The 13,537-nt window shown below is 66.9% G+C and carries 14 protein-coding genes; 4 read left to right on the top strand and 10 right to left on the bottom strand.

Features of this window, described 5'->3' with window-relative positions; all coding sequences use genetic code 11:
- The first annotated feature begins 74 nt into the window (after positions 1–74).
- Complete coding sequence (locus CAG31_RS15695; RefSeq protein ID WP_085582659.1) at positions 75–449, top strand: DUF6124 family protein; 375 nt, start codon at positions 75–77, stop codon at positions 447–449.
- Between the two features lie 80 nt (positions 450–529).
- On the opposite strand, the gene CAG31_RS15690 is transcribed toward CAG31_RS15695, so the two are convergent.
- The 8 genes from CAG31_RS15690 to cpaB are packed head-to-tail and all read right to left on the bottom strand — an operon-like array spanning position 530 to position 7,996.
- On the bottom strand, positions 530–802 hold the full coding sequence (locus tag CAG31_RS15690) for a DUF3613 domain-containing protein (RefSeq protein WP_085582656.1): 273 nt from the start codon (positions 800–802) through the stop codon (positions 530–532).
- A gap of 17 nt (positions 803–819) precedes the next feature.
- Positions 820–1,542 carry a tetratricopeptide repeat protein gene (locus tag CAG31_RS15685; protein ID WP_085582654.1) on the bottom strand — a complete coding sequence of 241 codons (723 nt, stop codon included), beginning with the start codon at positions 1,540–1,542 and terminating at the stop codon, positions 820–822.
- Between the two features lie 22 nt (positions 1,543–1,564).
- Complete coding sequence (locus CAG31_RS15680) at positions 1,565–2,449, bottom strand: type II secretion system F family protein (protein WP_085582652.1); 885 nt, start codon at positions 2,447–2,449, stop codon at positions 1,565–1,567.
- A gap of 1 nt (position 2,450) precedes the next feature.
- The gene (locus CAG31_RS15675) at positions 2,451–3,335 is read right to left on the bottom strand and encodes a type II secretion system F family protein (protein ID WP_085582963.1); all 885 of its coding nucleotides are present in this window, start codon (positions 3,333–3,335) and stop codon (positions 2,451–2,453) included.
- Positions 3,335–4,618: a CpaF family protein gene (locus CAG31_RS15670; protein WP_085582650.1), complete on the bottom strand. Its 1,284-nt coding sequence runs from the start codon at positions 4,616–4,618 to the stop codon at positions 3,335–3,337. The genes CAG31_RS15675 and CAG31_RS15670 overlap by 1 nt, the downstream gene beginning before the upstream one ends.
- Positions 4,615–5,805 (bottom strand): pilus assembly protein, encoded by a 1,191-nt coding sequence (locus CAG31_RS15665; RefSeq protein WP_085582648.1) that lies wholly within the window; start codon positions 5,803–5,805, stop codon positions 4,615–4,617. Before CAG31_RS15665 ends, CAG31_RS15670 begins: the two co-directional genes overlap by 4 nt.
- Positions 5,802–7,025, bottom strand: coding sequence for a type II and III secretion system protein family protein (locus tag CAG31_RS15660; protein ID WP_085582646.1), 1,224 nt, complete (start codon positions 7,023–7,025; stop codon positions 5,802–5,804). Before CAG31_RS15660 ends, CAG31_RS15665 begins: the two co-directional genes overlap by 4 nt.
- 20 nt (positions 7,026–7,045) lie before the next feature.
- Positions 7,046–7,996, bottom strand: coding sequence for a Flp pilus assembly protein CpaB (gene cpaB / locus CAG31_RS15655; RefSeq protein ID WP_085582644.1), 951 nt, complete (start codon positions 7,994–7,996; stop codon positions 7,046–7,048).
- 343 nt (positions 7,997–8,339) lie between these two features.
- Between cpaB and CAG31_RS15650 the strand changes: the two genes are divergently transcribed.
- The 3 genes from CAG31_RS15650 to CAG31_RS15640 all read left to right on the top strand — a co-directional run bounded on the left by CAG31_RS15650 (position 8,340) and on the right by CAG31_RS15640 (position 9,344).
- A complete protein-coding gene (locus CAG31_RS15650; RefSeq protein ID WP_085582961.1) occupies positions 8,340–8,549 on the top strand; it encodes a Flp family type IVb pilin in 210 nt (69 codons plus the stop codon).
- Between the two features lie 105 nt (positions 8,550–8,654).
- Positions 8,655–8,867, top strand: a complete 213-nt coding sequence (locus CAG31_RS15645; RefSeq protein ID WP_085582642.1) for a Flp family type IVb pilin — start codon at positions 8,655–8,657, stop codon at positions 8,865–8,867.
- A gap of 69 nt (positions 8,868–8,936) precedes the next feature.
- Positions 8,937–9,344 carry a response regulator gene (locus tag CAG31_RS15640; protein WP_085582640.1) on the top strand — a complete coding sequence of 136 codons (408 nt, stop codon included), beginning with the start codon at positions 8,937–8,939 and terminating at the stop codon, positions 9,342–9,344.
- Between the two features lie 758 nt (positions 9,345–10,102).
- On the opposite strand, the gene CAG31_RS15635 is transcribed toward CAG31_RS15640, so the two are convergent.
- Positions 10,103–11,773: a ShlB/FhaC/HecB family hemolysin secretion/activation protein gene (locus CAG31_RS15635; protein ID WP_085582638.1), complete on the bottom strand. Its 1,671-nt coding sequence runs from the start codon at positions 11,771–11,773 to the stop codon at positions 10,103–10,105.
- A 133-nt stretch (positions 11,774–11,906) separates the two neighbouring features.
- Entirely contained in the window at positions 11,907–13,481 is a 1,575-nt protein-coding gene (locus tag CAG31_RS15630; RefSeq protein ID WP_085582636.1) for a collagen-like triple helix repeat-containing protein, read from the bottom strand.
- Between the last annotated feature and the right edge of the window lie 56 nt (positions 13,482–13,537).

Below are 13,537 nucleotides of genomic sequence, written 5' to 3'. Positions count from 1 at the left end.
CACATGGTTGCCACCTCTCTTCGCCGCGTGAGAAACGGCGGTTGGAGGTGCTTCGATAACGAGCAGAGGTATTTATGAGCAAAGTCATCCCCGATCCCCCCTACAACATCACCAACCCCTTCGCCGAAGACAAGCGCGCCGAAGACCTCATCAAGGACCGCAACGCCTCCCGCCGCGCCCTCGATTTCTATCTCAACCCGGAGCCGGCCAACCCGCGTCAGCCCAGCGAGATGTTCGGGGTGCATCCGAACATCGATTCCGAAAGCCTGCTGGTCCACGCCTGCGAGTCCCTGGCCTCGGCCCATGTCATGTCCGGCAATTTCGCCAACGAGCTCAAGGGCCCGCAGCGCAGCACGGCGCTGGCGATCCAGCAGATCGTCATGCTGGCCGAGCTGTCGGTGAACCGCGCGCTGGATCGGGTCAAGCCTAACGGGCTGGGCATCGTGTAACCGTTCGGCACGGGCATCTTCGGCGCCGGGTACATCGCCATCGCCAGCCTGCTGGCGATGAAGGCCCAACGGATGTCCCGTCAGTTCTTGGTCTCGATCTTCCCGCCCGCATCCGGGTCGTAGAAGTCGGGGATTTCGTATTTGTATTTCTTCAGCCACCGCTGCATCGCCAGTTCCCGTTCGGCGGCCGTGGCGGTCTGCGGGGTGGGGGAGGCGGCCTTGTTGCGGCTTTGCAGCAGCAGCCAGCCTTCGGTTTCCTGCTGCTGGGCCGAGGCGGGGCCGGCGTCGATGGCGTGGGCGCCGAGGGGCAGGCTCAGCAGGGTCAGGCAGCACAGGCCTTTGAGGGTGTTCATGGCGGCCTCCTTGGGGGTCATTTGAGTGTCGACGGCTGCGGATCGGCGACGACGGCGACCTGGTTGCCGGCAGCGGGCCGGGTGGGGGCCGGGGCCTTGAGCCGTTCGGCGCGCTGCTGGGCTTCGGTGAACTGTTCCGGGGTCAGGTGGGCGCGGCTGACGATTTCGGCGGCCTGCTGCCAGTTGTCCTGGTACAGCAGCAGGGTGACCAGGTTCAGGGTCGCCAGCGGGTTGTTCTGCTGAAGCTCGATGGCGGTGAGGAATTCGAAGCGGGCGTCTTCCAGGCGCAGTTGGTTGAGGTACACCACGCCCAGGTCGTTGCGGATCTTCTCGTTGGTCGGGGCCAGGCGGGCGGCCCGTTGCAGGTGGGCCTGGGCCTGGCCGTTGTCGCCCCGGGCCGCGTAGAGCTGGCCCAGGCCGTGTTCGGCGTCGGCGTTCAGGCACGAGCCCAGCAGGCTGCGGTACAGGGGTTCGGCTTCGCTGCGCCCGAGCAGGCGATAGACTTTGGCCTTGCGCAGGCGCACCTCGCCGAGGCTGTCGGGCAGGCTTTGCAGGTTGGCCAGGCTGGCGTGCAGTTTGCCGTCGTTGGCCAGGTCGTCGGCCAGGTTCAGGGCCAGTTCCTGTTCGGAGCTCAACTTGCTGCAGCTGGCCGGCGCGAGGATCGCCGTCCACGGCGCCTGGCCGTCGGTGGCGCAGCCGCCGAGCATCAACAGGGTCGCCACGACCATCAGTGCTTTCATCAAACGCTCTCCTTAGCCAGGTTCAGGACGCGAACGCCCGGGTAATCGCGGTGAAGCCGGGACCGGCCAGCACGATCAGCAGGGCCGGGAACAGAAACAGCATCATCACCACCGACATCTTGGCCGACATCTTCGAGATGTATTCCTGCAGGCGCGTCAGGCGTCGGTCGTCCAGCAACTGCTTGAGCGCCAGCAGCGATTTCATCGCGCCGCCGCCCTGCTGGATCAGCTGTTGCAGGATCACGCAGGTATCGGTGAATTCGTCCACTGCCAGCTGTGCGGCGGTCTTGTTCAGTTCTTGGCCGAGTTCGAGGCCGGAGTCCACGCGAGACAGGATCAGGCGCAGTTCGCGGGTCAGCTCCGGCAACAGCTTTTGCCCTTCGAGGCTGAGCACGCGCAGGGCCTGTTCGACGGCCATGCCGGACTCGAACAGGATGCGCAGCAGCGGAATGAACGTCGACACTTCCACCGCGATGGCCTTCTGCCGGCGGGCGGCGGCGTAGGCCAGCAGGCGTTTGGGCAGCAGGTAGCCGGCGCCGGTGGCGAGCATCGGCACCAGCCAGCCGTTCGCTGCCTGGGGGAAGAACACTTCGCGCAGGAACAGGCCCAGCCCCAGGGTCAGAAGCGGCGTGCCGATCTGGCAGGCGGCGTACAGCGAACGTTCGCTGGCGCGGCGCCAGCCGAGGCGGGCGAGCAGGGTCTGGGTTTCGCTGTCGATGCTCACCGAACGCTGGCCGAAGCGACTGCTGCCCAAGGCCCGCAGCCACTGGCCGACGCGGTTCTCGCGCACCAGGTGGCCTTGCAGGCGTTCGTTGACCTGGCGCACCCGGCGCCGCTCGGTCAGCAGGTGGTTGGCCACCAGCAGCAGGGCGCCGAGCAACAGCAGGAGGGCCGCCAGGATCACCATCTCAGACGCTCCTCAGCATGCGCCACAGCAGCAGGCTGCCCGCCACCTGCAGCAGCACCGCGACGATCAGCATGGTGTGGCCCGCCGGGTCGTTCCACATGACCAGCATGTAGCCGGGGTTGGTGAGCATGAAGTAGCTGACCAGCAGCACCGGCAACGAGCCCAGCACCCAGGCGGTCATCCGCGTCTCGCCCGTCAGGGCGCGCAGTTGGCGGGCGCCCTGGTCGCGTTCGCGGATCAGCTTGATCAGGTTCTCCAGCAGTTCGCTGGCGTTGCCGCCGTAGCGGTGGTTGACCTTCAGGCCCAGGGCGAACATGCGCAGCTCATCCTGTTCGTAGAGTTCGGCGAAGTCGCTCACGGCGTCCGGCAGGTTGACCCCCAGTTGTACGTTGCGCTGCACCCGGCCCATGGCGCTCTTGAGCGGATCCTCGCTGCTTTCGATGCTGCCCAGCACCGCGTCGCTCAGGGTGCGCCCGGACTTGAGGCTGCGCACCGTGTGGTCGAGCAACTGCGGCAACTGCTCGATCATGCGCTTGAGCCGGCTGCGGTACAGCCAGGCGATGTACAGCCGCAGGGCCAACGGCGGCGCCAGCAACGCGGTGAGCAGGCCGAACCAGTCGGCCAGCAGGTAGCCCAGCAGCAGGGCGACGGTCCACAGGGTCAGCCACAGCCCGAAACGCTCGCTCGGCCGGCCCAGCCCGGCCTGCAGGAACATCCGCTCCAGGGGTGCCCAGGTAGGCTTTGCCACGGCCGTCTGCGGCTGGCCCGCCGCGAGGCGGTTGAGCACCCGTTCGTTGGCGGTCTTGTGCACGCCGTGCAGGAACAGACGGATCGACAGCCCCAGCAACAGCAGGCAAATGGCGATCAGGATCACCGGCCCCATCATCATGAAAGCTCCGTGCGGCCCAGGCCCGTTTCGTGGCGCAGCTTGTCGCCGGCCGGGTTGACCGCCTCGCGCAGGAAGCCGAAGCCGGTGCGCCGGTCCAGGCGGAACAGGGTGTTGGTGACGTAGATGTCCTCGCGCACGCCCACCACTTCCACCACCTCGCTGACGCAGCGGCGGCCGTCGGGCATGCGGGTCAGCTGGATGATGAGGTCCAGCGCCGCGCAGATCATCTGGCGCAGGGTGCGCTCGGCCACGCTGCGGCCGGTCAGGCCCACCAGGGTCTCCAGGCGCAGCAGCGCGTCCTGGGCGTTGTTGGCGTGCACGGTGCTCATGGAACCGTCGTGGCCGGTGTTCATCGCCGTCAGCACGTCGAGCACTTCGACGCCGCGGATCTCGCCGAGGATGATCCGGTCCGGGCGCATCCGCAGGGCGTTGCGGATCAGGTCGCTGGCCTTCACTTCGCCGTGGCCTTCGGCGTTCGGCGGGCGGGTCTCCAGGCGCACCACGTGAGGGTGGCCCAGTTGCAGTTCGGCGACGTCCTCGATGGTCACCAGCCGTTCGTGGGGGTTGATCAACTGGCTGAGGATGTTCAGCAGCGTGGTCTTGCCGGTGCCGGTGCCGCCGCTGATGAGGATGTTGCAGCGCCGGCCCACGGCCTCCTGGAAGCACTCGAAGATCGGCAGGTCGATGGTCTGCATGGCGATCAGGTCGCTGCTCTTGAGCATGTCCTTGCGGAACTTGCGGATCGACAGGCACGGCCCGTCGAGGGCGATGGGCGGGATGATCGCGTTGACCCGGCTGCCGTCCGGCAGGCGTGCGTCGACCATCGGTGACGACTCGTCCAGCCGCCGCCCGAGGGGCGCAAGAATGCGTTGCATGACCCGCTCGACATGGTGCGCATCGATGAAGCGCAGGTCGCTCTGGTGCAGTACGCCGTCGCGTTCGATGAACACCCGGTGCGGGCCGTTGACCAGGATTTCGGTGACGGCGCTGTCGCGCAGCAGCACTTCGAGGGGGCCGAAGCCGGTGAGCTCGTCGACGATCTCTTCGGCCAGGCGCTCCATCTCGTAGCGGGAAATGGCCAGGTGCAGGCGGGCGATGTATTCGGCGACCTTGTCGATGACGAACTGCGCCAGTTGCTGGCGCGAGCCTTCGAGCAGGTTTTTCCCGGACTCCTCGATGGCGTCGATGATATAGCGGTGCAGCACCAGTTTCAGGCCTTCGTGGTCGGCGTTGCCGGCGGGGCTGCGCGTGGGGGCGCCGAACAGTTTTTCCGGGCTCATGAGGTGCCTCGCAGGCGGTCGAACCAGGTGACCTTCGGCTTGGTCAGGCTTTCGGAGCGCTTGGCCAGCCGCTCGCCGAGGGTGCGCAGGCTCTGGGTGAGCTTCTCCCTCGGGGCCAGCTCGAACAGGCTGACGCCCTGGTTCTTGGCGTTCAGGCGCAGTTCCGGGCTCAGGGCCAGCACGGCGATGACTTCCAGGTTGAAGGTCTTGCCGAGGGTGTCCGAGTCCGGCGCGACGTTGTTCAGGTAGCGGTCGATCAGCAGGCGGCCGTGGTCGAGCTTCATGCCCTTTTCCCGCCACAGGTTGTACACCGCCAGGTTGCGCCGGCAATCGAGGACGTTCTGGTCGGTGTACCACAGCAGTTTGTCGCAGTGGCTGACGAAGGTGCGCAGGGCTTCGCTGTCGGGCTGGCCGGTGAGGTTCACCACGATGTGCTGGAAGTGCTGGCGCAGGGCGCTGAGCAGCATGTACAGCTCGGCGGCGCTGGTGCTTTCCAGCGGTTCGTCGTTGTCGGCGTAGGCCAGGATGCGCAGGCCCGCTTCGGCGCTGGTGAAGGCGCTGTCGATCAGGGTGGCGTCGAGCCGGCGCAGATGGCGCAGGGCGTCGCCGAAGTGGAACGAGCTCTCCAGGCCCAGCAGCGCCAGGCTGTCGCCTCGGGGCAGGCCCAGGTCCAGCAGCAGCGTCTGCTGCCCGCTCTTCTGCACCACCAGCGCCATGTGGTTGGCCAGCAGCGCGCCGTCGGAGCCGCCCTGCACGCCGTACATCACCGTGAGGCCGCCCAGTTGCGTGTTCGGCGCCACCGGCGGCAGGCGTTTGCTCAGGCGCCGCACCAGGCCGGCGACCTCGCTTGAGCGCGAGCCGTAGGCAACGAAGTCCCGGGCGCCGGCGCGCATGGCGTTGAGCACCAACTGGTTGTCCATACCGTCGCCTAGGGCGACGATGGCCAGCATCGGCTTGGCCTCCAGCGCCCCTTCGATCAGGGCGCACTGGGCCACCACGTGGTCGCGGTCGAGGCCGACGAACACCAGGCTTGCGAACGTGACGTCCACCAGCGCCAGCAGTTCGTCGAGGCTGCCGCCACCGGCGCTCACCACTTGCCCCAGCGGCGCAAGGGCGTTCTGCAGCCATTCCAGGTCGGTGCTGTTGCGGGTGATGGCGAGGAACGTCTGGCTCAGGCTCTGGCTCATTGGGATAACCCGCTGCGCTTGTCGAAGTTGCCGTTTTCCAGGAAGAACATGCGGTAGAAGTTCGGGTCGTAGTTGCGCAGTTTTTCCCCCGGCAATGCCGGCAACTGCGCCTGGGCCGACAGCGGCTGCACCAGGTGCGGGGTGACGATCATCAGCAGTTCGCGCTCTTCGCGCTTGATCTGCGAGCTCTTGAAGAACGCCCCCAGCACCGGGATGTCGCCCAGGCCCGGAAACTTGTCGACCTGGGAGGAGTTGGTGGTGCTGATCAGGCCGCTGATGACGAAGCTTTCGCCGTCGGCCAGGGAAATGCTGGTGTCGGTGCGCCGGATGGTCAGGGCCGGCACGGTGGTGCCGGCGATGTTCACGGCGTTGCTGAAGTCCAGTTCGCTGACTTCCGGCGCGACCTTCAGGGCGATGCGGTCGTGGCCGATGATGGTCGGGGTCAGGGTCAGGCGGATGCCGAATTCCTTGTACTCGATGGACACGCTGTCGCTGCCGGAGCTGGGCACCGGGATGGGAATCTCGCCGCCGGCCAGGAAGCTCGCGCTCTGCCCGCTCAGGGCCACCAGGCTGGGCCGCGCCAGGGTGTAGGCGAAGCCGCTGCCCTCCAGCGCGTTGATGATCGCCATGGTCTTGCCGCCGATCCACGAGAAGTTGAACAGCGAGTTGTCCACCGGCAGTTTCGGTGTCGGCACGCCGTCCACCGGCGGCAGGGTGCCGGGGGAGCCGAACAGGAAGTTGCCGCGGGTGCCGATCAGCGAAGCGGTGGCCTGCTTGAGCTTGGTGCGGCTGACTTCGACGAAGCGGATGTCGGTCTGCACCTGCGACGGCAGCTGCGGGTCATCCGACGGCAGCGCGCCGGCGCTGGTCAGGGCGGCGGTGGCGGCGCCCTGGACGAACACCATGCTCTGGCGCGGCTCCTTGGCGCAGGCGGTCCAGACCATCAGGCTGGTGGCGCCGGGGGCCATGCCGGTGAGCAGGAACGAGGAACTGCCGTTGGCATGCACGTCGGCGATCTTCGGGTCGCCGATGGCCAGGCGGGTGATCGCCACCGGCGACTGCATGTCCTGCTGCAACCCTTCGCCGATCTCGATCACCGGCGGCAGCCGGCCCAGGCTCGCACAGTTGCCGGTGGCCGCCAGGGCGGCGTCCATCGACAGCCCGGTCAGCAGCAAGGCCATGAGCGCGGTTTTGAACGTCGGCCGGAAGCGACTCTGCATGCACGTGGATCCTTGCTCAGTCATGGGGTTTGTTGGGTGATCTGGTTGCCGCGGATGATCTCCACCGCCGCCCGCGGGCTGCCCGTGCTGCGTTCGGCCGCCGGCGGTTTGGGCGCGCTGCCCAGGGCCAGTTGGGTGAACTGGAAGAGTTGGCTGTCGGCGGCGTCGAGGTGTTGCGGCGCCTCGTGTTCGCCGGCCCAGTACTTGGCCAGGCGCTGTTCTTCGCTGCTGCGCACCGCCAGGCGCAAGGTGCCGACCTGGGTGGCGAGCATCAGCCGGCTCAGCAGGGGTTCGGGCACGGCCAGCACCACGGTGCGCGCGGCGATCCGGCGCTGGTCCTGCTTGAGCTTTTCGTCGGCGCCCAGGGTCGGCGAGGCGGGCTGGCCGTCGTTGGTCAGGCCGTACTGCTCGCCGACGCCCAGCACGCGCAGGGCCGGCACCACGGTCTGCGCCGACTGCTGCGGGTTGCTGGCGTCCTGGCGCAGGTACAGCAGCACGTCGACGTAGTCGCCGGGGATCAGTTGCCCGGCGGCGCCGATCACCTCGTCGACCGCCACCGCCAGGGCGCGCTCGTCGCGGCGGATCATGCGCGCCAGCGTGCCGCCGGCGGTGAAGCTGTCTTCGTTGAGCCAGGTGCCGGCGCTCAGGTGGCGCCAGGGCATGCGGCCCACGGCCTGCTCCAGGGTGCCCAGGCTGCCGGCGGGCGCGCTGCGCAGCTTTTCGATGGCAAGGTCGGCGGCGGTCAGCGGTGTGAAGGGGGGCACGTCATGCAGCAGCACCACCACCGGTTGACGGGTCTGGTCTTCGGCGGCGGCGACGGTTTTCTCGACGCTGGCCGCCGGCGCGGCGGGGGCGGCAGGGGCCTCGGCGACGGGGGCCGGCTGGCGGCTGAGCACCAGGCCCCAGTAGCCCACCACGATTGCCCCGAGCATAAGCAGGGCCGCAAGGCCCAAGGTGACGCGACTGTTCATGACGGCTCTCCCTTTCCTGCTGCACCTCTGGCCCGCACTTTCCTGAACAAGGGAACTTCGCAATCAGGCAGCTATGAACATGCAACGATTTGGCTATTTCCACGCTAGCTGATCCGAGCCAAAACGCCATTACTGCCCGGAAAATAACCTACGAAAGTAGGGTCGGCGGCCAATTAGCAGACGCAAACCGCCGCGTCACGAACGGATTAATCCTTTGTGATTAATCCGTTCTTACAGTTGTTGCGCCGAGCTTTGTTGGCAATGCTCAAATGGCACGGTGGAGGCTTTGCCGCCGTTGCGTGAATCGGCGCCAGGCGCGCAAAGGAGTGGACGTATGCTTCGCATGATCATTGATTATCTGGTGGCCCGGGCCCTGCTGTTCTTCAAGAAGGATGACGGCGCCTCGGCGATCGAATACGCCATTGTGGTGGCGATGGTGGCTGTCGTCGTCGTGGTGTTCGTGACCCCGGTCGGCGCAAGGGTGCTGAACATCTTCAACGCCATTCTGACCTCCCTCGGCGGGACAACGGTGACCCGTCCGGTGATCCCTTGAGCGAATTCCCCCCTGTTCTCGTCGGTGCCTGCCCGCGGCCCCTGAAAGGGTGCGTGCAGGCATTACCCTAGCGACCGGATCCCCGGTGTCGGAAGGAGAACGATCATGTTCCTTGATTACCTGATGATGCGTGTGCGTCTGTTTCTGGCCCGTACCGATGCGGCGTCGGCCATCGAGTACGCCATTGTCGTGGCGATGGTGGCGGTGGTGGTCGTGGTGTTCGTGACCCCCGTGGGGGGCAGGGTGCTGGCGATCTTCAACAACATCCTGGTGGCGCTGGGCGGCTCGGCGCAGTCCGCTCCGGCGCAGATGCCGTAGCCGGACCGGTCGCCTGCGGCGAAAGCCCCGCTACACTCGGTTCCACTTTTTGCCTTTCAGGGATTGCCCATGACTGCCTCCTCTTTGCCGCGCCAACAGTTGCTTCTGGTTGACGATGAGGAGGACGCGTTGCTGGAGCTGGCGGAGCTGCTGGAGGGCGAGGGGTTTGTCTGCCACACGGCGACGTCGGTGAAGCTGGCCCTGCACCACCTGACCCGGCATCCCGACATTGCCCTGGTGATCACCGACCTGCGGATGCCGGAGGAGAGCGGCATGTCGCTGATCCGGCGGCTGCGCGAGCATACGTCCCGCGAGCATTTGCCGGTGATCGTGACGTCGGGGCATGCGGACATGGAAGACGTCAGCGACATGCTGCGGTTGCAGGTGCTGGATCTGTTTCGTAAGCCGATCTATCACGTCAGGTTGTTGGAGACGTTGGATAATTTGTTTCCTAAGCCGAAGGTGAATGTGTCTTGAGCTTTGGCCTTTTGGCCTTTTGACCCTTTAGCCTTGGCGGCCTGTGGGCCGACCAGGTTGTGGGTTGTTTTGTGTGTATATCCGTTTCTTCGGGTGTTGCCGCTGGCGGTTCCGCCCTTACGGCGGGTCACTTTTTTCAAACGCCCGGAATGCCGGCCCAGAAAAAAGTAACCAAAAAGGCTGGGCCCCAGCGTACGGCCCCTCGCCTAGGCTCGGGGTTCCTTCGCTCCGGGATTCATCCGGGGGCATCGGCTACGGTTTGCTTCGCTGCACCTCCTTCCGATGTGTTTGGCTGCGCCAAACGGCGCTGCGCGCCCACCCCCGGATGAACCCCTCCGCTCAGCCTTCCGAAGGGGCCGGCAGATCAAGATCAAAAGCGAGGCGAGCTGACACTCGGCCTTTTGAAGAGCCGCGATGGCGGCCTGACAGCCGACCAACCTCTACCTGACACCACCCGATCCAACTGTAGGAGCCAGCCTGCTGGCGATGACGACCTGACAGCCGACCAATCCCTCCCAGACCACCTCAGACCCTGTGGGAGCTGGCTTGCCAGCGATGGCGGCCTGACAGCCGATCAACCTCTACCTGACACCACCCGATCCAACTGTAGGAGCCAGCCTGCTGGCGATGACGGCCTACCAGCCAACCAATCCCTCCCAGCCCACCTCAATCCCTGTGGGCACTACAGTGCGACGACTCAACTTGCCACCGACAGGGCCGGCACACCCCCCATCACCAACAAAACTGTGGAAACCAACCTACAGCTGATAACTGAAACTGATGCTGTAGCGCATCCGCCGGTTGAAGGTGTCCAGCGCCTCGTCCGACATCGGCTTGGCCGCCTCCAGGGCGATGTTGTAGTACTTCGCGTCGCCGAACCTGAGCCCGAGCGCCGCCGACGACAGGCTGTTGGCCTGCACCGGCAAGCGGTTGAACCAGCTGCGCGAGCGGTCCAGCACCACGTACGGCTGCAGGATGCGCACCCAGTTGCCCTCGCGGTTGAAGCTGTAGTTGATCTCGTAGGCCACGCCCCAGCCCTTGTCGCCGGAGGCCTGGTCGTCGGGGTAGCCGCGGCCGAAGTTCTGGCCGCCGAACACCGCCCGTTCGCTGTCGGGCAAGGTGTCGTCGCTCCAGTACAGCGCCGCCGACGCCACGCCCTGCCAGTTGTCGAGGAATTTGTCGCTCTGCACCCCGGACAGCCGCAGGCGGAAGAAGCTCAGGTCGATGGCGTCGTTGTTGGTGTGGGCGCCCATGCTGTCGAAGCCCTGGTAGACGCCGCCGCTGAGGATCCGCAGTTGCCGGGCATCGGCCTTGCGCCAGTCGCTTTCGAAGGCGAGGGCGCGGATGTCGGTGCGTTCTTCGACGCTCAGCGGGTAGCCGATGACCTTGTAGCGGGTCTTGTCGTTGACCGCGTACAGGCGCGAGCCGGCGGTCAGCAGTTCGTTGGGCGAAGCGATCAGCGGCAGGCTGAAACCGAAGGAGTAGCGGTCGTTCTCGCGGTGCGGCTTGAGTTGCAGACCGTTGTCCAGCAGCACATTGGTGCCGGGGTCGGCGCGGTAGCGTGAGGCGGACAGGATCAGCTGCGAGCCTTCGTCGTCGATGAACTGGCTGTAGTCCGCGCGGTAGTAATGCTCGTGGTCGTCCCCCGGCGGAAACAGGCCGCTGAGGGTCAGCTGTTCGCCCATCGACGTCTGCGAGTTGCTGCTGACGCCGAGCAGGGCCTGGGTGCCGTTGCGGTTGTCCTCGGTGGTGCTCAGGGTGCTGGTGAACGGCTTGCGGCTGGCCTGGGCCAACAGCGTCGTGGCGCCGTCGGTGGTGCCGGGCGGCGGCACCTGGGCCTGCAGGGTGACGCCGGGGATGCGGGTCATCAGGGTGGTGTAGCGTTCGAAGGTCTTGCGGGTCAGCGGGCGTTCGGCCTGGATCTTGGCCGCCAGCCGGTCGAGCAGGCCCTTGACCCGGCCGATGTCGCCCTGCACCTGCACGTCGCGCACGTAGCCTTCCACCAGCACCACCCGCGCCACGCCGTCGTCGAAGGACTGCTGCGGCAGGAAGGCGTAGGACAGCAGGTAGCCGTCCTGCTGGTAGCGGCGGCTGATGCTGCGGGTCGCCTCGATCAGGTCGGCGAGGCTGGATTCGCGTCCGATCAGGGGTTGGTAGATGGCCGCCAGTTCGTTCAGCGGGTAGAGCGTGCCGCCTTCGATCTGCACGGTCTTCAAATGGATCTTGGTGCCCATCATCAGCGGTTGCGCAGCCGTGGCGCCGGGTTCTGGCACCTGCAACGGTGCGGCGTTGGGGCGGTAGGCGTCGGCCGGCAGGTTGGGCACCGGGAGGTTGCGGATGGTTTCGTTGCTGTTGAGGAAGCTGGGCAGGGTGTCGGCGAGGGCCGTGCAACTGAGACCGAAGAACAGCAGGGACGCCATGATGCGCATAGGACACTCCATGTTCAGACCGCAGCACTTGGCTGATGCTTTCCCAAGAAAAAGGCGGAAGATCCGCGGGGATCTTCCGCCTCCAACCAAGCGTAGGCGCTGTAGGGATGGCCGTCGAATCGGCCAGGTGCAATTAGCGTTGGGTGCCGCCCAGCGCGCCGGTGAGGCCGCCGAGGGCTCCCCCCAGTCCGCCGCCGGTATTGCCGGTGTTGCCGGTGCCGCCGGTGACCAGGCCGCCGACGGCGGAGACGGTGCCGCCCACGGCGGTCACGGTGTTGCCTACGGCGGTGACGACAGGGTTACTGCCGGTGCCGGCGATGGCGCCGCCCACATTGGCGACGGTGGTGCCGACCTGGCCGGTGAGGCTGGCCACCGGACTGCCGACGCCGGTGGCGGCGCCGACGTTCTGGGTCAGGCTGGTGACGGCCGTGGTGACCGGGGCCAGTCCGCTGCCCACGTTGGTGCCCAAGGTTGCCAGCGGCGTGGTGGGGCTGGTGATCGGGGTGCCCGAGCCGCCGAGCACGGTGTTGACCGAAGCCACCACGTTGCCGACCGAGGCCACGACACCGCCGGGCGCCGTCAGGCTGCCGTTGCTGGTGGCCGCCCCGCCGCCGACGTTGACCGCCGCGCCGCCGACGGTCTGCAGCAGGCCGGTGCCGCCCAGGCCACCGCCGATGCCCCCGGTGGAGCCGCCGGTGCCGTTGTCGGTCAGCCCGCCGGCCTTGGCGACCGTGGTGCCGACGTTGCTGAGGGCGCCGCCTACGGTGCTGGTCAGCGCATTGCCGCTGCCGGCGCCGGTGACGTTGTTGCCCAGGCCGTCGACGGCGCCGCCGACCTTCTGCAGCACACCGTTGAGGGGGGCGCCCAGCCCTGTGGCGCTGCCGAGCTTGTCGGTGGTGCTTTCGACCATGGCGATCACCGGCACCAGTTGCTTGCTCACCTGTTGGGTGGCCGAGCCGAGCGGGCCGCTGGTGGTGGCGGTGCTCAGGGTGTCGCCGAGCATGGTGACTTTTTCGCCGACGCCGTCGAGCACCGGCGCGACCCGGGTGACCACGCCGCCGACCACCGGAATGCTGCCGGTGGCGCTGGCCAGTTTGCCGCTCAGGTCGGACACGCCGTTGCCCGCATCCTGCACCACGCCGCCGAGCGCCGAGGCGGTCACGCCCAGGCCGTTGTCCGTGGTGCCCAGCTTGCCGAGGCCGTTGGCCACGCCGTCACCCAAGGTGCTCACGACGTTGCCGGCGGTGGTGGCGAAACTCTGTACGATGCCGCCGGCCACCGGCAGGCCGCTGAGCGCATCGCCGACCTGACCGACGCCGTTGCCGACGCCTGCCACGGTGTTGCCCACGTCCTGCACCAGAGTGCTGGTCACCAAGGGTTGAGGGCCGGAGGGGTTGGTGGGACCGGTCGGATCCGTCGGGTTGGTGGGGTTGGTCGGATCGGTGCCGCCCGTTCCGCCAGTGCCGCCTGTACCTCCGGTTCCTCCTGTGCCACCGGTTCCTCCGGTACCGGCGGTGTCGCCGCTGCCGCCCGTGCCGCCCGTTCCGGTCGAGCCGCCTGTGCCGCTGGTGCCGGCGGCGGTGCCGTCGGACGAGGAACTGCCGGAGCTGCTGTGATGGCCGCCACCGCCGCTGCTGCAGCCGGCGAGGCCGAGGGAGAGGATCAATGCCAGAGCTGTCGCTGTTTTGCACCACGCTTGATTGTTCATGATTGAGAGTCCTTGCACCTGTCACAACGTTCGTTGTTGCCGAGGGCTCCCCGGTT

The organism is Pseudomonas sp. R25(2017) (assembly GCF_002112565.1).
In the GTDB taxonomy this organism is placed as follows: domain Bacteria; phylum Pseudomonadota; class Gammaproteobacteria; order Pseudomonadales; family Pseudomonadaceae; genus Aquipseudomonas; species Aquipseudomonas ekonensis.
This window is presented reverse-complemented; position numbering and strand designations above follow the sequence as displayed.